The sequence below is a fragment of the Marinomonas pollencensis genome (genome assembly GCF_003387375.1).
Taxonomy (GTDB): domain Bacteria; phylum Pseudomonadota; class Gammaproteobacteria; order Pseudomonadales; family Marinomonadaceae; genus Marinomonas; species Marinomonas pollencensis.
In genome coordinates this window covers 167944-194168 of record NZ_QUNG01000004.1, presented here as the reverse complement: position 1 = coordinate 194168, position 26225 = coordinate 167944, and the positions used below count along the sequence as shown (strand labels likewise).

General features: G+C 45.9%; 23 protein-coding genes. 16 read left to right on the top strand and 7 right to left on the bottom strand.

All coding sequences use genetic code 11. The annotated features are described in order from the left end of the window. Window positions 1-116: 116 nt before the first annotated feature. Genes DFP81_RS07685 through DFP81_RS07670 form a run of 4 tightly spaced genes read left to right on the top strand, consistent with a single transcriptional unit; the run spans window position 117 to window position 2323 of the window. Complete coding sequence (locus tag DFP81_RS07685; protein ID WP_115897191.1) at window positions 117-626, top strand: GspH/FimT family protein; 510 nt, start codon at window positions 117-119, stop codon at window positions 624-626. Continuing rightward, window positions 623-982: a hypothetical protein gene (locus DFP81_RS07680; protein ID WP_115897190.1), complete on the top strand. Its 360-nt coding sequence runs from the start codon at window positions 623-625 to the stop codon at window positions 980-982. The genes DFP81_RS07685 and DFP81_RS07680 overlap by 4 nt, the downstream gene beginning before the upstream one ends. Beyond that, complete coding sequence (locus DFP81_RS07675; RefSeq protein ID WP_115897189.1) at window positions 975-1871, top strand: hypothetical protein; 897 nt, start codon at window positions 975-977, stop codon at window positions 1869-1871. Before DFP81_RS07680 ends, DFP81_RS07675 begins: the two co-directional genes overlap by 8 nt. Before the next feature lie 5 nt (window positions 1872-1876). Continuing rightward, on the top strand, window positions 1877-2323 hold the full coding sequence (locus DFP81_RS07670) for a hypothetical protein (RefSeq protein ID WP_115897188.1): 447 nt from the start codon (window positions 1877-1879) through the stop codon (window positions 2321-2323). 156 nt (window positions 2324-2479) lie between these two features. Here DFP81_RS07670 and DFP81_RS07665 read toward each other — a convergent pair whose 3' ends face one another. Next, window positions 2480-2743, bottom strand: coding sequence for a PP0621 family protein (locus DFP81_RS07665; protein ID WP_115897187.1), 264 nt, complete (start codon window positions 2741-2743; stop codon window positions 2480-2482). Between the two features lie 73 nt (window positions 2744-2816). On the opposite strand from DFP81_RS07665, the gene DFP81_RS07660 reads away from it, so the two are divergent. Next, window positions 2817-4454, top strand: a complete 1638-nt coding sequence (locus DFP81_RS07660) for an NAD+ synthase (RefSeq protein ID WP_115897186.1) — start codon at window positions 2817-2819, stop codon at window positions 4452-4454. Between the two features lie 91 nt (window positions 4455-4545). On the opposite strand, the gene DFP81_RS07655 is transcribed toward DFP81_RS07660, so the two are convergent. After that, complete coding sequence (locus tag DFP81_RS07655) at window positions 4546-5625, bottom strand: FAD:protein FMN transferase (RefSeq protein WP_115897185.1); 1080 nt, start codon at window positions 5623-5625, stop codon at window positions 4546-4548. A 337-nt stretch (window positions 5626-5962) separates the two neighbouring features. On the opposite strand from DFP81_RS07655, the gene rluF reads away from it, so the two are divergent. Beyond that, window positions 5963-6985, top strand: a complete 1023-nt coding sequence (gene rluF / locus DFP81_RS07650; RefSeq protein ID WP_181903057.1) for a 23S rRNA pseudouridine(2604) synthase RluF — start codon at window positions 5963-5965, stop codon at window positions 6983-6985. Window positions 6986-7263: 278 nt separating this feature from the next. Here rluF and mdoH read toward each other — a convergent pair whose 3' ends face one another. Beyond that, window positions 7264-9384, bottom strand: coding sequence for a glucans biosynthesis glucosyltransferase MdoH (mdoH, locus tag DFP81_RS07645; protein WP_245959113.1), 2121 nt, complete (start codon window positions 9382-9384; stop codon window positions 7264-7266). Next, window positions 9366-11042, bottom strand: a complete 1677-nt coding sequence (locus tag DFP81_RS07640) for a glucan biosynthesis protein G (protein ID WP_115897184.1) — start codon at window positions 11040-11042, stop codon at window positions 9366-9368. The genes mdoH and DFP81_RS07640 overlap by 19 nt, the downstream gene beginning before the upstream one ends. 430 nt (window positions 11043-11472) lie before the next feature. Between DFP81_RS07640 and DFP81_RS07635 the strand changes: the two genes are divergently transcribed. From DFP81_RS07635 to DFP81_RS07620, 4 genes are all read left to right on the top strand, one after another. After that, window positions 11473-12708, top strand: a complete 1236-nt coding sequence (locus DFP81_RS07635) for a paraquat-inducible protein A (protein ID WP_115897183.1) — start codon at window positions 11473-11475, stop codon at window positions 12706-12708. A 55-nt stretch (window positions 12709-12763) separates the two neighbouring features. After that, window positions 12764-14407: an intermembrane transport protein PqiB gene (gene pqiB / locus DFP81_RS07630; protein WP_115897182.1), complete on the top strand. Its 1644-nt coding sequence runs from the start codon at window positions 12764-12766 to the stop codon at window positions 14405-14407. Window positions 14408-14422: 15 nt separating this feature from the next. After that, window positions 14423-15016 (top strand): PqiC family protein, encoded by a 594-nt coding sequence (locus DFP81_RS07625; protein ID WP_181903056.1) that lies wholly within the window; start codon window positions 14423-14425, stop codon window positions 15014-15016. A 119-nt stretch (window positions 15017-15135) separates the two neighbouring features. Further along, entirely contained in the window at window positions 15136-15738 is a 603-nt protein-coding gene (locus tag DFP81_RS07620; protein ID WP_115897180.1) for a glutathione S-transferase N-terminal domain-containing protein, read from the top strand. Between the two features lie 109 nt (window positions 15739-15847). Here DFP81_RS07620 and hydA read toward each other — a convergent pair whose 3' ends face one another. From hydA to DFP81_RS07605, 3 genes are all read right to left on the bottom strand, one after another. After that, complete coding sequence (gene hydA / locus DFP81_RS07615; RefSeq protein ID WP_115897179.1) at window positions 15848-17287, bottom strand: dihydropyrimidinase; 1440 nt, start codon at window positions 17285-17287, stop codon at window positions 15848-15850. 118 nt (window positions 17288-17405) lie between these two features. Then, window positions 17406-18890 carry an NCS1 family nucleobase:cation symporter-1 gene (locus tag DFP81_RS07610; protein ID WP_115897178.1) on the bottom strand — a complete coding sequence of 495 codons (1485 nt, stop codon included), beginning with the start codon at window positions 18888-18890 and terminating at the stop codon, window positions 17406-17408. Window positions 18891-18997: 107 nt separating this feature from the next. Next, window positions 18998-20242 carry a Zn-dependent hydrolase gene (locus tag DFP81_RS07605; RefSeq protein WP_115897177.1) on the bottom strand — a complete coding sequence of 415 codons (1245 nt, stop codon included), beginning with the start codon at window positions 20240-20242 and terminating at the stop codon, window positions 18998-19000. Window positions 20243-20556: 314 nt separating this feature from the next. Here DFP81_RS07605 and DFP81_RS07600 point away from each other — a divergent pair, with 314 nt between their 5' ends. The 6 genes from DFP81_RS07600 to cofE all read left to right on the top strand — a co-directional run bounded on the left by DFP81_RS07600 (window position 20557) and on the right by cofE (window position 26198). After that, window positions 20557-21216, top strand: coding sequence for a TetR/AcrR family transcriptional regulator (locus DFP81_RS07600; protein ID WP_115897176.1), 660 nt, complete (start codon window positions 20557-20559; stop codon window positions 21214-21216). 244 nt (window positions 21217-21460) lie between these two features. Then, complete coding sequence (gene cofG / locus DFP81_RS07595; protein WP_115897175.1) at window positions 21461-22603, top strand: 7,8-didemethyl-8-hydroxy-5-deazariboflavin synthase CofG; 1143 nt, start codon at window positions 21461-21463, stop codon at window positions 22601-22603. Beyond that, window positions 22600-23814 carry a 5-amino-6-(D-ribitylamino)uracil--L-tyrosine 4-hydroxyphenyl transferase CofH gene (gene cofH / locus DFP81_RS07590; protein WP_220342867.1) on the top strand — a complete coding sequence of 405 codons (1215 nt, stop codon included), beginning with the start codon at window positions 22600-22602 and terminating at the stop codon, window positions 23812-23814. Before cofG ends, cofH begins: the two co-directional genes overlap by 4 nt. Further along, window positions 23814-24773: a 2-phospho-L-lactate transferase gene (cofD, locus tag DFP81_RS07585; RefSeq protein ID WP_115897174.1), complete on the top strand. Its 960-nt coding sequence runs from the start codon at window positions 23814-23816 to the stop codon at window positions 24771-24773. Before cofH ends, cofD begins: the two co-directional genes overlap by 1 nt. Then, window positions 24773-25432, top strand: coding sequence for a 2-phospho-L-lactate guanylyltransferase (gene cofC, locus DFP81_RS07580; RefSeq protein ID WP_181903055.1), 660 nt, complete (start codon window positions 24773-24775; stop codon window positions 25430-25432). Before cofD ends, cofC begins: the two co-directional genes overlap by 1 nt. After that, window positions 25425-26198 carry a coenzyme F420-0:L-glutamate ligase gene (cofE, locus tag DFP81_RS07575; protein WP_115897172.1) on the top strand — a complete coding sequence of 258 codons (774 nt, stop codon included), beginning with the start codon at window positions 25425-25427 and terminating at the stop codon, window positions 26196-26198. Before cofC ends, cofE begins: the two co-directional genes overlap by 8 nt. Window positions 26199-26225 lie beyond the last annotated feature (27 nt).

The following is a 26225-nucleotide window of genomic DNA, read 5'->3' as shown; positions in this document are numbered from 1 at the left end:
ATAAGTAAACAACAGCCGCAGCAGAGACGGCGCAAATACACTATGGATGGTGTGTGATACGTCCCTGAATGCAGCCTGTTGGCTGATCATAAAAGGCTAGGAATAAGGAGGTTTCTATGCAAAACAAAAAAGGCTTTTCACTCCTTGAAGTGATGTGTGTACTCGCTATTTTAAGTTTTTTAGCGTTGGTTAGCTCGGGAGTGATTATTCAGCACGCACAAACGAGCCAGCATAAAGCCATTCTATTAGAAGACGTTAAAAACCTGAGTAATGCGCTTCAGGAGGCTCGTTTACTGGCCATACAATCAGGCGACAGCAGTTATGTTTGTGGTGGCGTCGATTGTCAGGGGAACTGGTCAGACGGCTTTGTCGTAATGCAGCCAGAGTCTTACGGTGGCTTGTATCGAAGGGTGACGTTTGAGCACGATGTCAGCATTGTCTGGCAAGGTTTTCCGGCCAATAAATCCCGTATAACTTTCCTTCCTAATGGCCTATCCGGCTACCAAAATGGCACTTTCTTATTTTGTTATCTTGGCTGGCATACTCGTTTGGTGATTAATCAAAGTGGTCGCTTTTATGGTGCCGATGTGGTGGCGACAGAAGACAGTGATGGGGCGTGCTCATGAAACATCATGGTTCTGTAGGGTCTACTTTGATGGGAGGGTGGATCACTTTAGAGATTTTGCTGGCGCTGATATTACTGTCGGTGGTACTGCATTTGGTGCAGCGACAATCGGCTAATCAGTGGCAGACTATTCATCAAGGGCAGCAGGCAGCTAACCTAGAGCAGAATCAAAACAAGCAAGCCTTAATGGTTCAGCTTACTGGCTCAGGGAGCTGGTTAAGCAGTGAGTATTCGACACAGCATGGCAGTTATCCAGAGTGTCAACCCTGCACAGGCGCTGAGTTACGGGTGTGGTTTCGTGCTGCCCAGTATGAGGTTTCGCCTAAGGTGCAATCTATGGTACGTCAGGATGAATAACCAGCGGGCCACGTTGCGCGGTGGTTTATTATTGGAACTGATGCTGGTGTGTGCGCTATTAGCCATTATCTTACCTTTGCTAATTGCACCTCTTTGGCAGCTGCAACAACGACATGGCGTCGCGCTGACGTATCTTGATCAGTCAAAATTTCAAATAGCATTGGCGTCGCAGTTTGAGGCGCATTGGTCGCGATTGTTGCCCGCCGCTTGTTATCTTGATACTGGTCTGAGCCTAACCATAGGCACAGCAGATGAGCCTCCTGCACGTTTATCCCAGCGTTCACTCGTGCCGCAGTCGGACTGGCTAGAAGCGGTAGATTATGGCGCTTGTCGTGTGTCTTTAGGGACTGTAAATAGCCCGCTCGTTAGTGCTAATCATTGTGATTTAAGTGCTGGAGATTGGGTGCGAGTGGCCAGTTGTCATACCAGTGAACAGACCCAGGTGGCACAAGCGAACGGGCAATCCTTCACCCTAAATCTGCTCGATCAGGATATGCTTGGTCAAACCGCATTCCTTGAAAGCCAGCAGGCTTTTTATTGGTACGCAGGGGAAGGTAAAAATGGCCAGCCCGCTTTCTGGCGAACGCCTCAGTTAAGTGGTAACTCTTTGGAGTTATGGGCGGGGCTAATGGCCTTGGCTATTTCACCTTTATTGGATGAAAATCAAGACGGTTTGGTGGATACCATTGATGCACGTTATGGCACTTATTCATTAACTAAGGTACGGGCGTTATGGGTAGAGTATTTGTATCAATTGTCTCCTTGCCAAGCGGCGACGCAGCCACCTCAAACTCAGGTTTATAACACATTACGAGGTGAACGTTGGCAATACCTTGCTCCCTGTCAGGGTGTGGCTAAGCAGGTTATTGTGCTCAATGGTTTTGGTTGAAGAAGATGATAAAGCCTAGTTTATTGCGAGGCTGGGTGTCGGTGCCTATTTTACTTTTGCTAATGACAGTGGCGGGGCTCTCAGTGGCCTATCAGCAAAGATTAGAAGCACGTTTTTTATTGCGCTCCACACTACAGGAGCTGAATCAAAATCAGCAACTATGGCTGGCCTTTGAGCAAGCGGTTGTTGCGCCTGTGGTGTTCGCTCAAGCCAGCCAAAGCCAATGCAGCGGATTCTGTCAGCTGACCACGAACGCCTATGCTAACGACAGTCGCAATTGGCATCATGAGGATGCAACACTGACGTATATTTGGCGCTATTATGTTGATACAGAAGGAGACTATTTTTACCGGTTATGTGCTCGCTATCAGCAGCAAGATTATTGCTGGTGGTGGCAACAAGCTCGGCTGACAGGGCGTGGCTTTATTCAGGTCGTTGATGCGTCATCATGACGACTCTTTCTTATAGCGCGTTGCTAGAGAAGAAGGGCTTTTTTACCGATTATGCGCCCATTATATAACCTCAAGAGTCAGCCATAAGATTATTGCTGGTGGTGGCAACAAGCTCGGCTGACAGGGAGTGGCTTTATTCAGGTCGTTGATGCGTCGTTATGGCGACTCTTTATGAAACGCTTGTAAGTGCTCTTTACTGCAAAAAGCATTGGCATCTTGATCATGGATAGCATGGGATTTCGGGATATGAATATTGCACTGTTTGCAGCGTACCATGTTTTCCTGATTCTTTGGCTGGGCATTGTTGGCCGCCGAATCGGGCTTGTTTGAGAGCTTTGTACGTTGAAAAGCGACAACTTGGCGGTATAACCACCAGCCAATTGCGAAAATAGCAATAAAAACGATCAATCGGACGATCATATACTTTACCTAGGTTAGGGAATTCCAGACAATAAAGGGCATATTCTAACAGAGTTAACGAGATAGCAACTGTATGACATTACGAGTAGCAATGGCCCAGCTGGATATGCTGGTCGGCGACATAGCCAAAAACACACAATCTGTGATCGACGCGGCACACACAGCCCGAGACAATGAGCAGGCGGATGTGATTGTTTTTCCTGAATTGACCTTAACAGGCTATCCACCAGAAGATTTATTATTGCGCCCCAGTTTAGACCCGCGTATTGAATCTGCGTTACAGCGGATTCTAGATGAGGTTCATGACATTTATGTTGTCGTCGGCTACCCAAGACGTATTGACGGGGAGCTATTTAACTGCGCTGGGGTTCTCTATCAAGGCGCTATGCTGGCGGAATACGCTAAGCAAAAACTGCCTAATTTCTTGGTGTTTGATGATAAGCGTTACTTCAGTGAAGGCCGTGAAGCGGGTATTTTGCAGATTAAAGGGGTAACAGTCGGGCTAAGTATTTGTGAAGACATCTGGCACCCAGAGCCAATTGCACAAGCAAAAGCAGCCGGTGCAGAGCTGATCCTTAATCTTAATGCTTCGCCTTACCACATTGAAAAAATGGGCGAGCGAGAAGCCCTATTACATCAGCGCGCGACGCAAGTCAGCCTGCCGATTGTGTATGTGAATTATATGGGGGCGCAAGATGAGTTAGTCTATGAAGGCGGCTCTTTTGTGGTTAATGCAAAAGGCGAGAAAGTCTTCCAAGCGCCTTGGTTTGAGTCCGGTTTGTATTGCGTTGACATGATAGTAGACGACAGTCAGCCTAACAAAGTTGAGCCGGTTACCGGTAGCATAGCACCAGCATTAGACGTTGAGGCCAGCGTTTATCAAGCCATGGTGTTAGGTTTACGAGACTATATTGAAAAAAATCGCTTTAAAGGCATCGTATTAGGCTTAAGTGGCGGTATTGATTCTGCCTTGTCCTTGGCTGTTGCAGTGGATGCAATAGGTGCTGATCGTGTGCAAGCGGTGATGATGCCATACACCTATACCTCGTCGATCAGCTTGCATGATGCAGAAGAAGAAGCCAATTTGTTAGGCGTAAAATACAGTGTATTGCCGATTGAGCCCATGGTCTCCGCCTTTAGTGATGTGTTAGCACCAGAGTTTGAAGGGCTGGGTAAAGACACCACAGAAGAGAACCTTCAGGCGCGTACTCGTGGTGTTATGTTAATGGCGATGTCGAACAAAAAAGGCCTAATGGTACTGACAACCGGTAATAAGAGCGAAATGGCGGTGGGCTATGCCACCTTGTACGGTGATATGGTTGGCGGTTACTCAGTGCTTAAAGACGTGTTTAAAACCTTGGTGTTTAAACTGTGTCGTTACCGTAATACTTTAGGTTATGTGATTCCTGAGCGGGTTATCACGCGACCACCATCCGCGGAGCTGGCACCGGATCAAAAAGATGAGGATTCATTGCCTAGCTATGACGTGTTGGATGAAATCTTACGCATGTACATAGAGCAGGATATGAGCGCCGAAGCAATATTGGCGACGAATCAATTCGATCGAGAAACCGTGTACCGTGTGTTGCGCCTAGTGGATGTCAACGAATACAAGCGCCGCCAAGCGCCAACAGGTGTGCGCGTAACAGGGCGTGGCTTTGGCCGTGACCGTCGTTATCCGATTACCAATGGTTGGCATATTGGTGAATAAGCGATGAGCGTTATCGTCTAGTCGTAAAAATGGCCGCATTATGCGGCCATTTTTTTGTGCGCTTGTTGCTGCGCGAAGACGTTCAAATGGTCTATTTTTTATTGCTTTCGAAGGTTACTCGGCTAGAGTCTGCAAGTGTTTGGCTAGTGGAATTGACCAGCTTGCCTTGCTTGTTTTCGATAAAGAAGACTTCTAAGTTCTCTTTTTGAGCGATCTTAGCACCTTCTTTTTGCCCCAAGCACAACATGGTGGTTGCCCAGGCATCACTGACTCTAGGGTCGGTGCCAAAGACGGAGGCTGAGACCAAATCATGACTAACAGGCTGGCCGGTAATAGGGTTGAGTATGTGTGAGTACTCTTTGCCATTATCATCAAAATAGTGGTGGTAGGTTCCTGAAGTATCAAGAGATACGCCACTTTCATCATGAATGGTGACAATTTGATAAGGGGTTGGATTGCCATTGTCTGATACCGGACGTTCTACCGCGACACGCCATTTATCCCCATTAGGTTTGTGGCCTTTGATTTTCATGTCGCCACCAAACTCCACCAAGTAATTATTTACCCCGTTGGCTTCTAGAACTTGGCTCAACTTACGAATGGTATAGCCTTCGCCCATAGAGGAGAAATCGACCTGTAGGCTGGGGATCGTTTTTCGAATGCGTTTGCCAGCATCGTCAACTTCAAGCTTGTCCATGCCAAGCTCTGCTTTTGTTGCAACCAGCTCTTGTGCGCTCGGCACATGAAGAGATTCTTTTTTGAAACCCCATAAGTCAAATAGGGGGCCTATGGTTGGATCGTAGCAACCCCCTGATTTTTGATTAATGTCTTTGGCGATGTGAACGAGCTCTATAAAATCCTGGGATGCTGGCTGCCATGCGGTAGAGCTGCTGTGATTAAACTCTGAGATGTAAGAGTCATTTCGCCATGTGGAAAGCTCTTTATCGATCTGGGCTAGGGTATTGTTAAAGCGGCTTTTGATGTCCGCAACTGGCACAGAGGGATCAGACCAAAAACTGATGTGGTAGGTGGTGCCTTGGGCATAGCCTTCTACTTTTTCTATCTTTGGTGGCTGGCTACAGCCAGTCAAAATCAATGCGCTGGCGAGAGACAAGGTGCCAAAGCGCAGCACGGCTGGCAAAGAAAGTTGTGATTTGATTGCTGTAAGCATGAAATGAAAGGTCCATTCAAAATAAAATCTGCGCGCAGTTTACCAATAGCCTTAGCGTAACTCCACTGTGGAAGGGGGCGTGTGGCTTTATGAGGGAGATACAGTAGCGGGTTAGAGCGCTTTTTAAATTAGCTGAAGTAAGGTGTTGTTTGATCTTATAGAGGATGAAAATCTATCTTTTTCGAGCTTTTATACAGTTTATTCGCGCTCAATCCCTTATAATCTCAGGGCAAATTTTATCTCTTCCCAATGCGCTGTTAAACTGTGGTGCGTATTGTATTGGCGTTGCTTTAAGCCCCTTCACCGTGAACATTAAGAATTTATAAGACAACTATTTATGCTGAATCTTTCTAACACAATCCGATTAAATAAATACATTAGCGAAAGTGGTATTTGCTCCCGCCGGGACGCCGATCGCTTTATCGAACAAGGTAATGTGTTTATTAATGGCAAGCGAGCAAAAATAGGTGATCAAGTCGCGCCGGGCGATACGGTGCGCGTAAATGGGCAATTGATAGAACCTCAAGATGCAGAAGACTTTGTCTTGATTGCCTTAAATAAGCCTGTTGGTATTGTCAGCACCACTGAAAGTGCTGAGCGCAATAATATCGTCGATTTTGTTAAACACGGTGTGCGCATATTTCCGATTGGTCGTCTTGATAAAGACTCCCAAGGTCTGATTTTTTTGACCAACAACGGTGACCTGGTGAACAAGGTGTTGCGTGCTGGTAACAACCATGAAAAAGAATACCTAGTGACGGTGAACAAGCCTATTACCGAGGATTTCATTAAAGGCATGGCAAATGGTGTGCCTATTTTGGGTACTATGACCAAGAAATGCCAAGTCTCCAAAGAGTCTAATAATGTGTTTCGAATCACTCTGGTACAGGGCTTGAATCGTCAGATTCGCCGTATGGCCGAGCATTTTGGTTACGAAGTGGTGAAGCTTGAGCGCATTCGCATTATGCACATTGGTTTAAAAGGTTTGCCGGTGGGTGAATGGCGTGATTTTACGCAAAAAGAAATAGAACTGTTGTCGAAGGCCATCGAGGATTCTTCTTCTGAGGCGGACAATACCAAACCAGTCAAACAGGGGAAAAAAGCCCCCCACAAAGCGAAGAAAACCCCAGCCCCGCGCGCGAAATCAGGGGCCTCGCCGGCTCGTGGCAAACCAGGCGGTAAGCCGTACCGTCCTAATGGTGCTTCTAACACTCCGAACACCAAACATAAGCGACCTGGGGAGAATGGCCCTGCTAAAGGGGGAAGACCTGGTCAAAGACCTAAGCCCGCAGGCTCTCGACCTACAGGGTCAAAGCCAAATGTTAAGGGCAATCCACGTAAGCCAAGGGCGTCTCGCTAACCTCTTTTTTGTTGCTGCTGTTTTGCCTCTGGGGTTGCTGTCGCGACGAGCGGGCAGTTTTAAGTCGTGCAGAGCCGCCATATAGCGGACTAAAAAGACCACTTTGGTGGGGAGTCGGATGAAGCTTCTGCTTACCGATTGCTTTGACTAAAAGTCCACTAAAGCAATAGGAGACAGCGCCTTGAAGCAAGGTTGGTTTAGCGGAAATAAGACGGCGGCAACCAATAAGAAAGCGCTAAAGGATTGTGGACGAGAGCTTGCTCGTCCACAGAGGTAGGTTAGTGCTGTGGCAGGTATTTCCCCATCGCTAGCATCAAAGACTTATGTTTCAAAATGGCCAAGCACTCGCTTTCTTGAAGGTGTTCAGTGAGTTGCTCCAAATTCGCGCTTTTATCAATTTGCCATTCAGCACAAATGCGACTGCGACACAGGGTGTTTTCTTCTTCTTCGGGCAGCTGGGCAAGATACCAGTGGTAAAAATCGACATCCTGAACAAAGCGCTGTAATGCAGGTTGAGTGACTGGGAAATCGTCTTGAGTCACTTGCGCTTGTTTATCGTTTAGTCGTTTAACGATGCCGGTTGGGCGCTTTTCTTGAGATGCACGAAGTAACATGCATTTGGATAAAAGGTTACCTCGCTTTTCCCCACCACTTAACCAAGATAGTGGAATTGAAAACACCAAGCCTATGGTTATCGGTAAGGACCAGTAGAAAAGTTCAAGGCTTAGGAACAAGGCGCCAGCCGCCAAGCCAGCACCGAGAAGGGTGTGGGATAAGTGCGCGCGAGCCACGGTCTTCCAAGGTGTTGCACCATCATCTCGAGACTGAGGCTTCCAGCCACTATCGCGTCCTTTTAATACATCAAACACAACCAAAAATTGCGAGAACATCAAAATAGGCGCGTATAGTGCAGAGAGCAGCACTTCTAATAGCGTATCGAGTGTCAGTAAAATGGGGCCACCAAATGCAAGGCAGCGTTTGGGATGCACCATAGCGCTTAACCAACCATACACTTTAGGGGCTAAGACAAGCGCCATAGAGAGCTCGAACAGCAACAAGGCTTTTTGGAAATCAAATACTGGCCAAGTTGGGAACAACGAAGGGTTGGAAAAGTATTCAGGTCGCACAAAATGCGCCTGTACTGCCAGAGCAAAACCGACGGCAATCAGTAAAAACCAAAAAACAGCACTTAAATAGGAGAAGATGCCTGAAAATAGGTGCACGCGTGTCGCAAAGTGAAACCCTCGTGCCAATAAAAACGCTTTGTGTTGTAGGTTACCTTGGCACCAGCGGCGATCTCGGACCATGACATCGATGAGTGATGGCGGCGCTTCTTCATAAGACGCCTCTAAATCCATGTCAAAACGAACCCCCCAGCCTGCTCGACGCAGCATCGCCGCTTCCATAAAGTCGTGGCTCATTACATGACCGCCAAAAGGCGCCTTGCCGTCTAAAATGGGCAGGCCACAGGACTCAGCAAAGGCTTTGGTGCGAATGATCGCATTATGTCCCCAGAAGTTGGATGCGGTGCCATGCCATGCCGCCAAGCCAGAAGCATAAACAGGCCCAAAACATTGGTTGGCAAATTGCTGGATGCGACTATATAGCGTGTTGGCTTTAATAATGGTTGGTAATGTTTGTATTAACCCTAGACCAGGTTCCGCTGCCATCCGGCGAGACAGGCTGATTAGGCATTCAGCGCTCATTAAACTGTCTGCATCGAGAACAATCATGCTTTCATAGCGCGCCCCAAAGCGGGTCACCCATTCAGCGATGTTACCTGCTTTACGCTCGTTGTTATTGTGTCGGCGGCGGTAATAAATAGGGCAGCCTTGGTCCTCATGGTTGAGCAACGGATAAAAGGTGTGTTTTTCTTTAATGCAAGCAGCAGAGCGATTGCTGTCACTGAGAATAAAAAATGCAAACTTGCCGGGAGCTTTTTCTAACAGATCCGCGTGCATGGCTTCTATGCTGGCGCGGATGCGAGCTGGGTCTTCATTGTAAACCGGTAATAAAATAGCAGTAACGCCATCAGGTTCGGTTTCTTTAACGCTTCGAGAGAAGGGCCAAAGGCGGCATAAAAAGCCAATCGTTGCTTGTGAGAAGGCAAAAGAAATCCAGGTGAAGTTAATGCAAAACAACACCAAAAAGGCCCATTGTAAGCCTGCAATAGCGTTGGTGCTTAACACCGCGTACATTTCTGTCGCACCATACCAGGTGAGACCTAATGTGACGCAGATGACACAAAGGCGGGCGCATAAGGTACGCAGCAAAAAAGGCTTTATTAGCTTTTTCGCTGACTGACGTGGCTCGTTTACAGCATGACGAGGCATGTCCAGTGGTGCTTCTTGCGGTAACGCGAGGCGTTCTTGTTGAGTCATCATTTTTGTTTTAACCATCGATATAACCATGTGGACGCAATAGGTTGATTATTTTCTTTCAGTTGGGCGCGTAATTCGGCTACGTCTGCTTCAAGAGGGTCAAAGGTGATATACGCTCTAACACCATGAATATGAGGGTTTTTGATCACACGAGTACGGAGGATCTTACCTTGGCTCGCGCTGATATCCACAGTAACCTTATTGATGTCTGTTACTGTTAAATTACTGTAGTCGATCAGCAATTCTTGGCTATTCTCAAGCTCAGAGGCGGCTTTAGCGCTGCGTACGATATGTGGCTTTCCTGCCAGAGTTGGTGTGTCATTGGGCAGGGTAAGCTGGTATGAATATGTGTACGGCGTGTCTTTTTTAAGGCCGTCTTTTGGTTGCCAGTAGGCGACAATATTATCGTTGTGTTTTGAGTTGGATGGGATTTCTACTAACTCAATATGACCTGCTCCCCAATCATTGAGCGGTTTGATCCAGCTGGAAGGGCGATTTTGGTAGTTTGCTTCTAAATCTTGGTAATCATGGAACTTATTATGACGCTGAATTAACCCAAAGCCTTTTGGCGAGGTGTCAACAAAAGCGCTGATTTGCAGATTTTTAGGATTATTCAGTGGACGCCATAGCATCTCGCCTTTGCCGGTCTGGATCTGTAAACCATCAGAGTCGTGCAGCTCTGGGTGGTAGTCTGGCTGATCAGAGATATCCAACGAACCATCGTGCATAAACATGGAGGTCAGTGGTGCTAAGCCAACATGCTTAATGTCGACTCGTGGGAATAAGGTGGCTTGAACGTCGACACGGGTAGGGGCGCCTGGGTAAATACCAAAGCGAAATGCTCCTGTCACACTCTGGCTGTCTAATAGGGCATGGACCACAATGGCTTTTTGGGTGACAGAAGGTCGCTCGATCCAAAAGTGTTTGAAGCGAGGAAACTCTTCTCCCATCGGTTGTGCCACATTGATGGCCAAGCCGCGAAAAGATAAACCGTAGCTCTGGCCTTTTGAAATAGCACGAAAATAGCTGGCCCCCTGAAAGACAATAAACTCATCGTTTTCAGAAGATGAATTAAGTGGGTAATGAAGGCGTAAGCCTGCGTATTTACCTGCTTTGGCAATCATTTCGTCAATTTTAGGTGTTGGTGTGGTGAAGGACGAAGCGGATACGTCCAGTGGGAAACCGCGCCCATTTTCAACCACATCAATCGACACTAGGTCTTTGTATAAATAGCCTGGTGCAAATAACTGTATGGAGAAAGGTGTGGGTGTATTCCCCCAAACGGCTTTGTTCTGCTGGAAATCTATTTTCTGATAGGTTTCGGCGTCTAGGTTGGTGAGCATTTCTGGTGCCACATCAGGGGGAACCATGGGAGATTTAGCGAGATTTCTTGCAAGATTAATCACAGTTTGGGAAGAAAATGCATAATCGTTTTTTTCGTCTTTCTCTGTACCACTAACTGGCTTAGTATTCTCTTTGGCAGACACAGGGGATGCTGGCTGAACCACAGCAGTCGCTTCAGCCTCTTTGTTGGTCGCCTGTTGGGCATCGGATTGTGGTTTTATGGTGGCGTTATTAGTCGGTGTGTTCGTCTGACTGGTGGCAGCTTGCGTAATCGCGCTGAACAACACAGAGACCACAATAAAAAAGAATTTAAGTGATGTTAAATTATGCATAGTGAAAAAAATGAGCTCTAAGTAAACAGGCAGAACTGAATAGAAATTGTGTTCTGAATACTGTGATTGTATGAGCCTCTGACTCCTTGAGAATCTCTTTTAATTTAAAGTCTTATGATAAAGCTTTCGAGTTTACATAGTGAGTTTTTGGTGTCTGAGAAGTGAAAAGATTTTGCGAGCTTGTTGTCTTTTTTTGCAGGCAAAGTGCAAGTCCTATCCTTTTTTTTAAGCGAGTTTACGTTGTGATAAAAATGAACCTATTTGTGAGTAAAGTATCAAAATAGTCAAAACAAAGTGTGGCTCTACTTACAGAGCGTGCGATCGCAGGTTGTTTCCTCGGTGGATGCGCAAAAAAGTCGATTTTTGATAACTATATGCTGGGCTTTTCAGTGTTTGGCATTGTTTTACTACGCTATTTTTTAGGAAGGCCATGAGTCGCTTCAAATTTAATGAATATGCAACTGTGTGTGATGAATGCGATTTGGTGAATATCATTCCACCAATGGCGCAGAGTGAGAAGTTCACTTGCTCTCGGTGCCACCATTTACTGATAAGTCTACCGACTCATAGAATAGAGAAAATACTCGCCTATGGTGGCTCTGGTTTATTAATGTTGGTGTTGTCCCTAAGTTTTCCCTTTTTGAGCTTCTCGTCATCTGGCATCGGGCGAACCGTGACTTTTTGGCAAAGCATGTCAGTGTTATTAACCCAGCACTTTACTTTCTTAGGCGCATTATTAATTTTTGTTTTGCTGGTTTTGCCAATCTGTTATTTACTCAGTGTTGTGGCGCTGGCGTGGTTAATTAAAAAAAGAAAGAACAGAACCGTTCAGCGTTTATTGCTGCGTACCATCACTGTGATTCAGCCTTGGTTAATGGTCGATGTTTTTCTCGTCGGTGTGCTTGTGGCGTTAGTTAAGATGCAAAGCATGGCGGACATCAGCTTTGGTTTATCATTTTGGTCGTTCTGTGGTTATGTTCTGTGTTTGTTAAAAAGTGTTTCTCTCGTTGATCGACGCTGGTTTTGGCATCAAGTGGCTGGGGCGGCGATGAGTCCTGCTTCGGTTGCGCTGCCCGCCCGTTCGCAAGGTCTAATAGGCTGTCATTTTTGCGCGGCGGTGGTGGCTCAAGAAGACCCACATTGTGGGCGTTGTGGTCATACTACGCACAGTCGTAGGCCAGCGAGTGCGCAAATCACCATCGCACTGTTAGTGGCGGCGTCATTGATGTATATCCCTGCCAATCTACTGCCTATTATGAAAACAACCTTTCTTGGTGTGACTGAGCCTTCCACTATTTTAGGGGGCGTTTTTCAGCTGTGGGGCATGGGGTCTTATCCGATTGCGATTATTATTTTAATCGCGAGTGTGTTTATTCCGGTTGCGAAAATATTGGCACTGGCATGGTTGTGTTGGCAGTTGCGTTTTTCGTCACGTCATTCAACCACACAGAAGCTCAAGCTGTATCGCATAACCGAGTGTGTTGGACGCTGGTCAATGATTGATATTTTTGTGGTCGCGACATTAACTGGTTTGGTGCAAATGGGCGGCTTTATGTCCGTGCTGCCCGGTGCCGCGGCTTTATCGTTTGCGGCGGTGGTCATTTTAACCATGTTGGCAGCTATGTCTTATGACGCACGCTTGTTATGGGATCAAGAACAGCCTTAAAAAGTACGCAGTGTGATTAGTGCTAAAGCAATATTAATGAATAAGGGGATACACCTTGAGTGAGTTACAAGAGAGCAGCCAGTCGGTGGGCAAGGTACGCTTTAATTCGATTTGGCTTGTTCCTTTGCTGGCCTTAATTGTGGCTGGCTGGATGGTCTATCAAAATTGGTCAAGCGAAGGACCAGAAATTACCTTGATTGCCTCTAATGCAGAAGGGCTAGAAGCAGGTAAAACCAAAGTCAAAGCTCGTAATGTGGACATTGGCACCGTAACTAATATCCGTCTTAGCGGTGACTATAATACCGCGATTATCCAGGTTCGTATGAACAAGGATACGGAGAATATGTTGCATCAAGACGCCAAATTCTGGGTGGTTAAACCCCGGGTTGGTAAAGAAGGTATTAGTGGTTTAAGCACTCTACTGTCGGGGGCCTATATTGATATGGAGCCAGGAACCCATGGCGAGTTTAAATCTGAGTTTCAGGTGCTAGAGCAAGCGCCTCTCTCCACGGCAGAAGACAAGGGTCTTCGCTTAATGCTGGACAGTACTGGTAGTTCAAAGCTAGATGTAGGTACTGTCGTACATTTTCGTGGTTATGATGTGGGCTATATTGAAAAAGTGGGGTTTGACACAGCGGTTGGAGCAATAACCTACCAAGTGTTTATCAAAGCCCCATACGATGCCTTAGTAAGTCGTGGTGTTGAATTCTGGATGACACCGGGCATAGCGCTAAAAAGCTCTGCACAAGGTGTTGAAGTGCGTGTTGATTCATTGGAAACCCTGTTATCTGGTGGCATTAGCTTTGGTTTGGTTCATCGTCAGAAGGCGAATAAAGAGGTCGAAGACTTAACTAAGTTTCATCTTTATAAGTCAAAAGAAGAGGCGCAAAACCAGTTTTATAACCAGTTTATTGATTATGTGTTTTTGTTTGGTTCTGATGTTAGTGGCTTGACGGCGGGAGCGCCAGTTGAATTTCGTGGTATACGTATTGGTACGGTTGAGCAGGTTCCTTTTACTGGCTTGTCTATGGTTGAGTTAACCTCACTAAGTCAAGCGGCTATTCCTGTGTTGGCACGAATTGAGCCACAACGGTTAAATAATGGTGACCAAGATCTGACTTTAAAAGAGTGGCAAGACTTGTTTGACAAGCGAATTAAAAGTGGTTTTCGCGCGTCGTTGAAAACACGTAATTTCTTGACGGGCGCGAAATCTATCAATATTGATTCCTACCCTAACGCTTTGCCTGTAAAAGCACAAAAAGTCGCTGGTATTGATGTGTTTCCGGTAACCAATGCGGGCTTCTCAAATATTGAAAAGAAAGTGACAGAAATTTTAGATAAACTGGCTAAGGCACCCGTTAATGAAAGCCTGCAAAGTATTCGAAACACCATGAGCAATGCCAACGATACTTTAGCTACGGTAAAAGATGTGTCGAAAAATGTAGATGATTTAATCAACCAGCCAGGAGTAAAGCAATTACCTGATGAGGTCCTCGGCATAATGAATCAGGTGTCGCGTATTTTAGAGGCTTATCAAACCAATGGCGAAATTGGTATGCCCCTAAAAGAAAACCTTAATGCGTTGGAAAAATCTCTGAATGAGCTTCAACCCTTATTAAGACAATTAAGAAATAATCCGAATACTTTGATATTTGATAAGCAAGCACAGCCAGACATACAACCTAAAGCCGCACAGTAAAGAAAGGAAATGAAAATGAAAAGTAACACTGTAAAGGCTCTGATGATAGGTGGGTTGGCGTGGCTATTGTTAGGTTGCGCCAACACTCCACTGACCAGCAGTGAATACCTGCTGATGGATAATACACCTAAAGTGGTGATTGATGATGCGCGTACAGAGGTCAATATTCAGCTGCTGCCTATCCAGGTGGCCGACTATTTGGCGGGCAGTGAGATTGTCTTGTTGTCTAAGCAAGGAGAAGTGTATCGCTCGCAACAAAATTTATGGGCGGAGCCCTTATCCGCGCAATTGAATCGTTTGACCATGCAGGGCTTTATGCAGCGCTTACCACTGACCGATTGGTATCGAGGAAATCACTCTAAGATGAACGACCTGCTCAAACTGAGTATAGAAGTAGATGCCTTTTATGGGGACTTAGAGGGGCGAGTGCATGTCTCTGGGCGCTGGACATTGTTCTCAGCAAGTGGGCAAATTATGCGTGATAAAAGCTTTATGGTAAGTGAAAAATTGGCTCAGAGTGGCTACCCAAAGTTAGTGCAAACACTGGCAAAAACTTGGTTCCAGAAAGTGCTAGACCCGATATCGAAACAAGTGTCAGAGGCGCTTTAACCATCCGCTGCCCTAGTATTTTAATGCCGTTGGCTATTCACAGAGGTAACAGAAGACGAGTATATTGAAGCAAGCCGATACAGCAAAGGCCTTCAGCGAATAATAAAAAGGAGCGTTTTATGGAGCTTGTGGTTGGAATGGAGTCGACATGGTCATTACGCGTTTGGCTGTGCGCCAAATTAGTGAATATAGAGTTGACTGAAGTTGTTATTGATCTTTCTGTAGCCGATCATAAGACGAGGCTGAATCACTATTCTCCATCCGGATTGGTGCCAGTGTTAACCTCCGGTTCACTAGTCGTGCATGACTCGCTTGCGATTATAGAATTTCTTAATGAACTGACAAAAGGGGCTTTATACCCCCCTTCATTAGAGGACAGGGCGGTTGCTCGTAGTTTATGTGCTGAGATGCATTCGGGTTTTAGTCGATTGCGCCAACAGTGTCCTTTTCGTTCGTCAGGAGCAACACCATTTCAAACAATACCTGATGACTTGCAGCAAGAACTGTTGCGAGTGGAAGCTATCTTTGCGCAAGCAGAGGGGCCATTTATGTTCGCTACACCCGGTGCAGTTGATGCTTGTTACGCGATTTTAGCTTGTCGATTGCAGCAATACGGCATTTATTTATCGGGTGATGCTGGAAAATATCAACAAAGCTTATTGCAGTGGCCATTATTGAAAACTGCGCTTAAGCAAGCAGCGCAGTGGCAGCACAGTGTTTAAATAAAGCGTAGGCGATATATTTCAGGACCAGACAGATTAAAAGCTAAAAGGGCACATCATTGTGCCCTTTTTTTCTGATGTTCATCAAACACATCACAAAGTTGAATCTTTAGCGCTGTACTGCCTCGGGTTTTGCTCTTTGTTGGCGCTTTTTCAGTGCTTCATAAAAGGGAGCATAAGTGGGGCGATCAATGTATTTACCATCACCTGACTGGGCAATTAAGTTTCCTTGATGCCAGGCTAATTTACCGTTACAAATAGTGGTTTCTGGAATGCCATGAATCGTCATACCCTCAAAAATACTGTGTTCAATATTGGATTGATGTGTTTTAGCCGATAGGGTTTTTTGTGCATTCGGGTTCCAGATGACGAGATCGGCATCTGCGCCAACCCGCACACATCCCTTATTTGGGTAAATATTAAAGATCTTAGCGGTATTCGTAGAGGTCAGAGCGACAAACTCATTCGGGGTGATTTTGCCTTCATTAACGCCTTTTTCCCATAACACCATCATACGCTCTTCGACCCCAGCTGTGCCATTTGGAATTTGTGTGAAGTTGTCTTTGCCCATGGCTTTTTGTTCACTGCAAAAGGCGCAATGGTCAGTGGCGGTAGTTTGCAGTGTCCCCCCTTGCACACCTTTCCATAGGGCATCTTGGTGATGTTTTGGGCGAAATGGTGGGCTCATTACATGGGCGGCGGCAGTTGCCCAATCAGGGTTTTGGTAAACACTGTCATTGACCGTTAAGTGTCCGGCCAACACTTCCCCAAATACGGTGTAGCCGTGGTCTTTAGCATAGCGGATCGCATCCACCGCTTCTTCGGTAGAAACATGTACTAAATACAGAGGAGCACCTAGGGTGTTCGCAATGCTAATGGCACGATTCGCCGCTTCTCCTTCAACCGAAGAGGGGCGGGATAAAGGATGTGCTTCTGGTCCTGTGATGCCTTGTTCCATTAATGAATTCTGCAGATGATAAACCAGTTCGCCATTTTCTGCGTGGACCGTGGGTAAGGCCCCTAATTCAAGGCATTTTGTGAAACTTGCTACGAGAATATCATCGGTGGCCATAATCGCGTTTTTGTACGCCATAAAATGTTTAAAGCTGTTGACGCCGTGTTGCTTAACCAGGGTTTCCATCTCTTGTGCAACGCTTTCATCCCACCAAGTTATGGCAACATGAAAAGTATAATTTGAGTGGGCTTTTTTCGCCCATTCCCGCCACTGCTGGTAGGCCTCCAGTAGGGATTGTTGGGGGTTGGGAATGACAAAGTCTATTATGCTCGTGGTGCCACCTGCCAGAGCAGCTCGAGTACCAGAGGCAAAATCATCCTTCGCGACTGTGCCCATAAAAGGCAGCTGCATATGGGTATGGGGATCAATACCACCGGGCATAATAAGTTTATCGCTGGCATCAATTAGCGTCGCGTTTTCTGGTGGTGTTAACTGTTGGCCAATTTCGACTATCTTATTATTCACGCAGACAATATCAGCTTGATAGGTTTCCTCGTGGGTGACTATGGTCCCCCCTTTGATGAATAGGCTCATAACGTCGTCCTCTGTTTTGTGTTGTTATCATTTTTGTTAATCATCGAGAGCACTACCACCGGAACACGAGTGAGCTCCAGTGGTGGGCAAATACAGGTTAGTCTGTGCTGAAGATTTGTTAAGGTGACAAGGCCTCAGCCTGACCAACGGAGGAGGTCTGTAGCTTCGCAATAATGAAATACACCAAGGCGCCAGTAAAAGCGCCAGTGAACCAACCGTAGCTGTAAAACCAGCTAAGGGCAGATACATTGAGGGCAATCAAGGTAATGGCGACAGGTACCGCAAACGCGGTAAGACCTGCACTGTTAAACGTTGGGTAAAGGCTATTTGGCGTGTAAAGTGCAACCAAATCTAGGTGTTGTCGTTTGATTAAGAAGTAATCCACTATCATGATGCCGGCAATCGGACCCAATAAGCTGGAGTAGCCTAACAGCCAGTTGGAATACATGCTTTCGACACTCACATCAGATTCTAACCAGCCCATCTTTTTCAATAGCTCCCAACTCATCAGAGCAATACCAACAAAGCCGGTCAATAAGGCTCCGCGAGTGTGGTTAATGTATTTAGGGGCAATGTTTTGGAAATCGTTGGTGGGTGACACGACATTGGCTGCGGTATTGGTGGATAGGGTGGCGATGATGATCAATACCATGGCAATGGCGACCCAAAATGGGCTGTCTATTTTGCCAATCAGAGAGATAGGGTCGGAAATGGTTTCCCCCACCAGCGTTGACGACGCCGCCGTTAACACCACGCCTAAGGCCGCAAAGAAAAACATCGTTATAGGTAAGCCTATAATTTGCCCCAATACTTGGTCTTTTTGGGATTTAGCATAGCGGCTAAAGTCAGGGATATTCAATGATAGGGTGGCCCAAAAACCGACCATGGCGGTTAAACCACCGAAGAAATAGCCCCAAAAACCAGCCTCTTCAGGTCGATTAGCGGGCGTTGCAAGAATGTCAGTAAAGGAGACTTTACCGCCAGCCCAAATCATCAGGCCAATACTTACGATCAATAGCAAGGGCGCAGACAGAGTTTCAAGCCATTTTATTGACTCAGCCCCTCGGATCACCACATACATATTTAATGACCAAAAGATGAAGAAACCAATGACTTCGCCAACTCCGCCTAAGCTTGCCCAGCTAGAAGACACGGCGGACAAAAATAAATGAATGGCGAGGCCACCAAACATAGTTTGAATGCCGAACCAACCACAGGCGACTAGGCCACGAATTAAACAGGGAATATTAGAGCCGACAATACCAAAAGAAGAGCGTAATAAGACTGGAAAAGGGATACCAAACTTCGTTCCAGGATAAGCATTTAAGGTTAACGGAAATAACAGCACGACGTTAGCGACTAAAATGGTGAGTAACGCCTCCATAACGGACAAACCAAAGTACGCCGTTAATACACCGCCTAAAGTATAGGTGGGCACACAGATTGCCATGCCGACCCATAATGCGGTGATATTCCATTTATTCCATGTGCGTTCATGTACTTTTGTAGGCGCTAAATCATCGTTATACGCGCTACTTTGCTTAAGGTCGCTGTCGACCTCGAGTTCGTAAAACTCACCTTGTTGGACAGATTTACTGGTCATGCTTCACCTCTTCTTTTGTGATTATCAGTGTCAAGTCATTATCGCTAACGTATTGTTATTATTTTAATCTTGGTCAGGCTGTCACTTGCACAGCCCTTATTATGACGTTAAGCCTGGTGCTGTTTGGCAATCCGCTCACTGGCTTCAAGCATAGTATGTAGCAAGACATTAGCACCGGCTGCACATTCTTCAGGGGAGCTGTATTCAGCTTCATTATGGCTAATACCATTTAAACAAGGAGTAAATATCATGCCAGTAGGTACTAGGTCTGCCATATAGCAAGCGTCATGGCCAGCCCCGGCATAAATATCCATGTGACTGTAGCCAAGCTTTTCAGTGGCGGCTTTGACATCATCAGAAGCATTAAACTCAACAGGGGCGAAATACCAAAAAGGATCAATGTTGACGTCTAAACCGTGTTCCTCAGCAATTTTTTCAGCAAAGGCTAGGAGCTCTTCATGCATAGTTAATAGGACATCTGGCCGTGGGTTGCGTAGGTCGGCACTGAATTTCACATTACCTGGGATGGTGTTGCGAGAGTTTGGCCAAACCTGCATAAAGCCGACGGTTCCCAAACCGTTTTCATGTCGGTCGGCAATGGCTTTCATTTCAGTTACGATAGCAGCAGCAGCGAGCATGGCGTCTTTGCGTAGGTGCATTGGAGTGGTACCAGAATGAGAAGGGCGTCCGACGACTTCAATGTTGTACCAACGAATCCCTTGACCTAGGCGCACAATACCAATGGCTTTTTTCTCATCTTCAAGAATAGGGCCTTGCTCTATATGAGCTTCAAAGAAAGCCCCCATATTGCGGCTGCCCAATTCCATGTCGCCTAAATAACCTATGCGGGCTAATTCGTCCCCTAGGCGGATACCATTAACATCTGTTTTGTTAAGCTCGGTTTCTAGGTCAAAGCGACCAACATAAGTTCCAGATCCTTGCATCGCAGGCTGAAAGCGAGAGCCTTCCTCATTGGTCCAAACTGAAAACTCCATTGGCGTTGGGGTTTCTATGTTGTTTTCATGTAATGTGCGCAGCACTTCAACCCCAGAAAGAACGCCAAAAACGCCATCGAATTTTCCACCGGTTGGCTGGGTGTCGAGATGGCTGCCCGTGCCAACGGCAGGCAAATCATTATTAAGTCCTGGTCGGCGAGCAAAGATATTGCCAATCTTGTCTATGCTTATTTCACAACCGCACGCTTTACACCAAGCCACAAAAATATCTCGTGATTGCTTGTCTAGATCGGTACCTGCAAGGCGATTACAACCGCCTTTTTCCGTGCCGCCAATTTCACCCATTTCCATAAGAGTGTCCCAAAGGCGTTGCTCGTTAATGCGTAGATCTTGCATGTTTTTCTCCTAGATAGCGTATCTCTTTGAAATCATTTATTTTTACCAAAAGGTAAAAAACTTATCGAAACAAAATAAAACACTTATTCTTTCCGATAGAAGAAAGAATATAATGATTTATCATTGGTTCGTGATTGGCAAAAAGTGTATTAGACTTTACAGAAAGCAATTAGCAGGCCAACTTTTAATATTAGCAATCGAAGTGATATACTAATTTAAGTGATTTTCGATGCTACTTTAACGTTAGAATGAAGTAAATAAGATTATAAATAGTGATTTTTATAGGTGTTGTCAAATAAAGGTAGGGATAAGCTTTGATTGAGAAAAAACCAAAATATACTAAACAATCAGTGAATAGAAAGATTTTAGAGTCTCGTATATTACGGTCAGCAGAAATTGTTTTTGCTTCTAAAGGGTTTAGTGGTGCTTCAATGGAGCGCATTGCAGAAATATCTAAAATATCCAAGCAGAACCTTATTTATTACTTTCCAAACAAGGACTTGCTATATAGGAGGGTGCTTGAAGAAATTCTGGATATTTGGATCGAGAAGCTGTCTTTTTTAGAGAATCATGGCGATACACCAGAACAAGTCATACGCAGTTATGTGCGTGAAAAAATGCAGATCTCACGCCTCTATCCTAATGGTTCTAAGGTCTTCGCTCATGAAATAATCAGTGGGGCACCCGTGCTCAAAGACTACTTGATTAGTCATTTGAAACCGCAGTTTGAGCGTGACATAAAACTAGTTAAGTCATGGATAGATAAAGGATTAATTGATGAAATAGACCCAGAGAATTTGTTTTTTACCATTTGGGCGGCGACTCAAACTTATGCGGATTTTTCGACTCAGATTGAAGTTTTGTTAGGCAAAAAACAGTTGCAAGAAGAGGATTTCGAACGGGCTGAAATAGCGCTAACAGAATTTGTGGTGCGCGCTCTTGGTGCAAAAAAAAATAATTCACCTTCTTTCTAAATTATTTTTATATATTAAATCTGAAAAAACACCTTTCATAGTTCTCTTGTATAGAATAAAAATCTTTTCCATTCATGATCTTAACCGTTTAGTTAACTTTAAGGTTAACTAAACTTTAGTTTTTAAGTTCGTTGTTGGTGCGTGTCTGCACTAAAAAAAACAATTTACTCTATTTTAAAATCTTGATATTAATTTTTATACCAAATGGTAAAAAACTACATTCAATATTTGGCCGGGAGTAAATATGATCTCTGTTTCTGAAGCTATTTCTTATGAGTTTGTTACTGGACCAGACTTATATGCTCTTTGTCAGCAAGCGGCGAAAATACGCGATGCACACTGGGGGAAACAGTTAACTTATTCGAAAAAAGTGTTTATCCCCCTGACCAATATGTGCCGAGATGCCTGTGGCTATTGCACCTTTGTGCAGGGGCCTGATTCTCCTTATGCGAATTACATGTCCCCAGCAGAAGTGTTCAAAACCGCTTATGAGGGACAGCAGTTAGCGTGCAAGGAAGCCTTGTTTAGTTTAGGAGAGCGGCCAGAAGAGAGGCATCAAAAAGCCCGTGAGTTACTCAATAATTTAGGCTACCGCAGCACATTAGATTATCTGCATGATCAATGTGAGAACGTGCTTTTGAATACATCATTGTTACCCCATGTGAATGCGGGCGCCTTGTCTTTTGCTGAGCTAAAACAGCTTAAGCCGGTTGCGGCGAGCATGGGAATGATGCTGGAAACTGTCTCCAATGATTTACTGAAGAAGGGACAGGCCCATTATGCCTGCCCCGATAAAACGCCAAAACGCCGTCTTGATACGATTGAGCAAGCGGGAAAATTGGACATCGCTTTTACCACAGGCCTCCTCATCGGCATCGGAGAAAGCTGGCAAGATCGCATTCATAGCTTGCTGGCAATTCGAGAACGCCATCTGACCTATGGGCATATTCAAGAAGTTATCATTCAGAACTTTCGTGCCAAAGAAGGCACCTTAATGGCGGCTTATCAAGAGCCAGATTTAGAAGATATGAAACGCACTATTGCGGTTGCTCGTTTGCTGTTGCCTGCGCAAATTAGTATTCAAGCCCCGCCTAATTTAGAGCAGGAATACGGTTGTTATATCAACGCCGGTATTAATGATTTTGGTGGAATATCCCCCCTAACTAAAGATTTTATTAACCCAGAACGAGCCTGGCCACAAATCAGCAGCGTCGCGCAAGCCTGCCAAGGTTTAGGTTATTCATTGGCTGAGAGATTAACGATTTATGATCGTTTTTATCAGCAACAAGAGACGTATCTTACTCCGGATCTTGCCCATCGAGTGGCGTTATTAGCTGGGCAATCGGCTTACCCTAAATCGCATCAGTCAGGAGGTGTTCTAGCATGAATCCTATCCAGCCTAGTCATCAAGATATGCGTCAATCGACTTTTATTGACCACACGATCAGTACACCAGTAGAACGGATTTTAGCGCAATGCTTGCAAGGTGAGGAATTGTCAGTCGCTGATGCTTGTGTGTTGTTTGCAACCCAAGGAAGTGAAGCCCAAGCTGTGTTAGACACGGCGGATCAAGTGCGACAGCAACGGGTTGGCAATACCGGAAGCTATGTTATTACGCGCAATATTAATTTTACCAATGTGTGCTATATGGGCTGTCGATTTTGTAATTTTGCTAAGCAAAAGGGTGATAAAGAGGCAGAGTTTTTAAGCGTTGAGCAAGTGGCAGACAGGGCACAAGAAGCCTGGGAGCGTGGTGCTACAGAAGTGTGTATTCAAGGTGGTTTGCACCCAGATATTGATGCGGATTATTACCGCGACCTGATTGTTGCGGTGAAAAAACGGGTGCCTGAAATTCATATTCATGCCTTTTCCCCTTTTGAAATCTGGTACGGCTGTAAAAAAGCACGCCTTACCCCCGAGGTATTTCTAGCGGAGTTAAAAGCATTGGGCCTTGGCTCTATGCCAGGCACAGCGGCAGAGATTTTGGACACCGAGATCCGCAAGCAATTGACCAAAAATAAGCTCACCACAGAAGAGTGGGTACGCATTGTAAAAGCCGCTCACTCGGTAGGTGTTAAAACTACCTCGACCATTATGTATGGCCATGTGGATCAGCCGATTCATTGGGCAAACCACCTTAAATTATTGCGAGATATCCAAAAAGAAACCGGCGGTTTTACTGAGTTTGTACCATTGGGTTTTATCCATTATGAAACCCGTTTGTATAACGATAACCCAGAGCAAGTGCGTCCCGGTCCAACCCGAGATGAACACTTTAAAATGCACGCCATTGCACGGCTAATGCTGCAAGGTCATATTGATAATATTCAGGCATCTTGGGTCAAGATGGGGCCTGACGTGGCGGCTAAAATGTTGCGCTCTGGCGCCAATGATCTTGGTGGTACTCTGATGAATGAGAGCATTTCCCGTGCCGCTGGCGCCACCCACGGACAAGAGGTGATGCCAGCGGATATGGTCGCCAACATTCATTCTGCTGGGTTGCAGGCGATCCAGCGAAATACCTTCTATGACCCCATTGCACACTTTGCATTAGAGACGTCTGGTTTGCAGCGTATCCCTATTCAAGGAGTCGCCTAATGTCTGATTTGACCATTACTTTGCTCGCCGGTGGTGTGGGCGGTGCAAAGGCTGCAGAGGGGCTCGCTGCCAGTATTTATGCTGCCAACACCCAGGTGATTGGGAATATTGCCGATGACGAAGAATTCCATGGGTTATGGGTTTCACCAGACATAGATACCTTAATTTACTCCCTAGGTAATCAGATAGATAGGGAGCGAGGTTGGGGGCGTAAAAACGAGTCTTATCGCTTATTAGAGGAGTTATCCTTACTCGGCCAAGATACTTGGATGACGCTGGGGGATCTTGACCTTGCCACTCATATTTATCGCACTGAGTTACGTAAGCAAGGGGTGCGAGCCAGCCATATTGTGCAGCGTTTAGCCAAACGTTACGGGGCGAGCTTGCCGATTTTATTGCCCACCGATGATGTGGTGCAAACACAAGTAAATACCCCTTCTGGGTGGTTGTCTTTTCAGCAATATTTCGTCCGCGAGCAATGCAAACCTGAAGTGTTAGAAGTGGACTACAAGGGGGCAAATATTGCCCGAGCAACCTCAGAAGCGCTGTTTCAGATCGCAAAAAGTGACCTGATTATCATTGCGCCAAGTAACCCAATAGTAAGTATAGGCGCCATATTAGCAACCCCAGGGATCCAGCAAGCGATTGAAAACAGTAATGCTTATGTGCTGGCTATTTCGCCTTTAATTGCAGGTAAAACGGTTAAAGGGCCTGCGGATAAAATGTTGGCTAGCATGGGCCTTAGCACCGATTCGAAAGGTATTTATCAAGGTTACTCCTCTTTTCTCGATGCCATGGTGATTGATGAAGCAGATCGTGGCGATCTGCCTTGGTTGCATGATCAGGGGCTGGATGTGTTGGTCACGCCGACGCTAATGAAAACCCGTGAAGACAAATGCGCCTTATTAACCAGAGCGGTGGATTTCGCTCAGCAACGCCGCAAGCAGAGGGCCGCTTAATGACGCACTTATGTATTGTGATCCCGATGAAATCTCCCAGTTGTGCCAAGCAGCGTTTGGCGGGATGTTTGTCGGCGAGCGAGCGACAGCAATTGGCGGTCAGTTTGTATGCCAATACTCTGGCGTTTTTTCAGCAGCATTTTCCGCAACATCAGGTCGTGGTGATCAGTCAGTCCTGTGTTGTCTTGTCATTAGCTAAGTCCTACGGAGCTCACGGTCTGCGAGAAGAGGGAAAGGAGGGGTTAAATGAGGCGTTATGGCAGGCATGCCAATGGGTAAAAAAAGCAGGCTTTACTCATCAGGTGATAGTGCCAAGTGATATTTCTTTGTTAGATAAACAAGAATTTGATCTGCTATTTGCCGTCGCCACACAACAGCAAGTGGTCATTGCACAAGCCAAAGATGGAGGCACCAATGCTCTTGTCAGTTCTCCACCTGATGCCATTGGTTTTCATTATGGTCTCCATTCGGCGGCACAACATGCCCAAGCGGCTAAGCGCCAAGGTTTGTCTTTTTGTCAGCTGAGATTGCCTCATTTAGCACAAGATATTGACCAAGGGGAGGACCTTGATAGGGCCATTACACAACAAGCTGAGCATTTTTTGCCATGGTGTGAAACGACTCGAAAATGGCCAGTAAAGGAGCGCCAATATGCCTGATTCTATGACCATGTTTCGCCTTGAAGGCTTGCCAGATTTCCAACAAGGGGATGACTTGGCTGGCTCTATTATCTGCACTTTGGAAGCGCAGGATAAAGTATTAAAGGCCGGTGATATTTTAGTGATTGCCCATAAAGTGGTGTCAAAAAGCGAAGGGGCTTGTATCGACTTAGCTCAAGTGACTCCCAGTGCGGATGCCTTGGCGTTAGCTAAAACCGTCAATAAAGATGCTCGTAAAGTGGAGGTTATCTTATCCCAATCCAAGCGTATTGTGCGTGCGGTTAAACGCCCAGATCAGCAAGAAGGTGTGCTGATTGCAGAGCACAAAAATGGCTATGTCTGTGCCAATGCTGCCGTAGATGAATCCAATGCGGATCACCCTGGGCAACTGATTTTACTGCCGGAAGATCCAGACCTTAGTGCGCAAAGGCTGTGTCAGCGTCTTAGCCGCCACTTTTCCTGTGAAATCGGCATTGTCATCAGCGATACCTTTGGTCGCCCATGGCGATTAGGTCAAACCAATGTGGCCATTGGACTGGCTAATGTGCCAGCGGTGATGAAGATGGAAGGTGAGTTGGATGCGTTTGGTCGCCCATTAAGTGTCACGGCGCCTGCGTTTGCTGATGAGTTGGCCGCGGCGTCTGGTTTATTAATGGAGAAAAGCGCGAAAGCCCCGGTCATTGTGTTTCGTGGCCTTGATTGGCCGATTACTCAGAGCAGCAGCCAGGATCTTATTCGGGCGCAAAGCGAAGATCTTTTTAAATAACAAAAAGGCCCATTTAGACGGCTTTAA

Excerpts from the sequence above, each read along its gene's own strand:
- DFP81_RS07685 (WP_115897191.1), top strand. The coding sequence starts at position 117 with ATGCAAAACAAAAAAGGCTTTTCACTCCTTGAAGTGATGTGTGTACTC.
- DFP81_RS07680 (WP_115897190.1), top strand. The coding sequence starts at position 623 with ATGAAACATCATGGTTCTGTAGGGTCTACTTTGATGGGAGGGTGGATC.
- DFP81_RS07675 (WP_115897189.1), top strand. The coding sequence starts at position 975 with ATGAATAACCAGCGGGCCACGTTGCGCGGTGGTTTATTATTGGAACTG.
- DFP81_RS07670 (WP_115897188.1), top strand. The coding sequence starts at position 1,877 with ATGATAAAGCCTAGTTTATTGCGAGGCTGGGTGTCGGTGCCTATTTTA.
- DFP81_RS07665 (WP_115897187.1), bottom strand. The coding sequence starts at position 2,743 with ATGATCGTCCGATTGATCGTTTTTATTGCTATTTTCGCAATTGGCTGG.
- DFP81_RS07660 (WP_115897186.1), top strand. The coding sequence starts at position 2,817 with ATGACATTACGAGTAGCAATGGCCCAGCTGGATATGCTGGTCGGCGAC.
- DFP81_RS07655 (WP_115897185.1), bottom strand. The coding sequence starts at position 5,625 with ATGCTTACAGCAATCAAATCACAACTTTCTTTGCCAGCCGTGCTGCGC.
- rluF (WP_181903057.1), top strand. The coding sequence starts at position 5,963 with ATGCTGAATCTTTCTAACACAATCCGATTAAATAAATACATTAGCGAA.
- mdoH (WP_245959113.1), bottom strand. The coding sequence starts at position 9,384 with ATGGTTAAAACAAAAATGATGACTCAACAAGAACGCCTCGCGTTACCG.
- DFP81_RS07640 (WP_115897184.1), bottom strand. The coding sequence starts at position 11,042 with ATGCATAATTTAACATCACTTAAATTCTTTTTTATTGTGGTCTCTGTG.
- DFP81_RS07635 (WP_115897183.1), top strand. The coding sequence starts at position 11,473 with ATGAGTCGCTTCAAATTTAATGAATATGCAACTGTGTGTGATGAATGC.
- DFP81_RS07625 (WP_181903056.1), top strand. The coding sequence starts at position 14,423 with ATGAAAAGTAACACTGTAAAGGCTCTGATGATAGGTGGGTTGGCGTGG.
- DFP81_RS07620 (WP_115897180.1), top strand. The coding sequence starts at position 15,136 with ATGGAGCTTGTGGTTGGAATGGAGTCGACATGGTCATTACGCGTTTGG.
- hydA (WP_115897179.1), bottom strand. The coding sequence starts at position 17,287 with ATGAGCCTATTCATCAAAGGGGGGACCATAGTCACCCACGAGGAAACC.
- DFP81_RS07610 (WP_115897178.1), bottom strand. The coding sequence starts at position 18,890 with ATGACCAGTAAATCTGTCCAACAAGGTGAGTTTTACGAACTCGAGGTC.
- DFP81_RS07605 (WP_115897177.1), bottom strand. The coding sequence starts at position 20,242 with ATGCAAGATCTACGCATTAACGAGCAACGCCTTTGGGACACTCTTATG.
- cofG (WP_115897175.1), top strand. The coding sequence starts at position 21,461 with ATGATCTCTGTTTCTGAAGCTATTTCTTATGAGTTTGTTACTGGACCA.
- cofH (WP_220342867.1), top strand. The coding sequence starts at position 22,600 with ATGAATCCTATCCAGCCTAGTCATCAAGATATGCGTCAATCGACTTTT.
- cofD (WP_115897174.1), top strand. The coding sequence starts at position 23,814 with ATGTCTGATTTGACCATTACTTTGCTCGCCGGTGGTGTGGGCGGTGCA.
- cofC (WP_181903055.1), top strand. The coding sequence starts at position 24,773 with ATGACGCACTTATGTATTGTGATCCCGATGAAATCTCCCAGTTGTGCC.
- cofE (WP_115897172.1), top strand. The coding sequence starts at position 25,425 with ATGCCTGATTCTATGACCATGTTTCGCCTTGAAGGCTTGCCAGATTTC.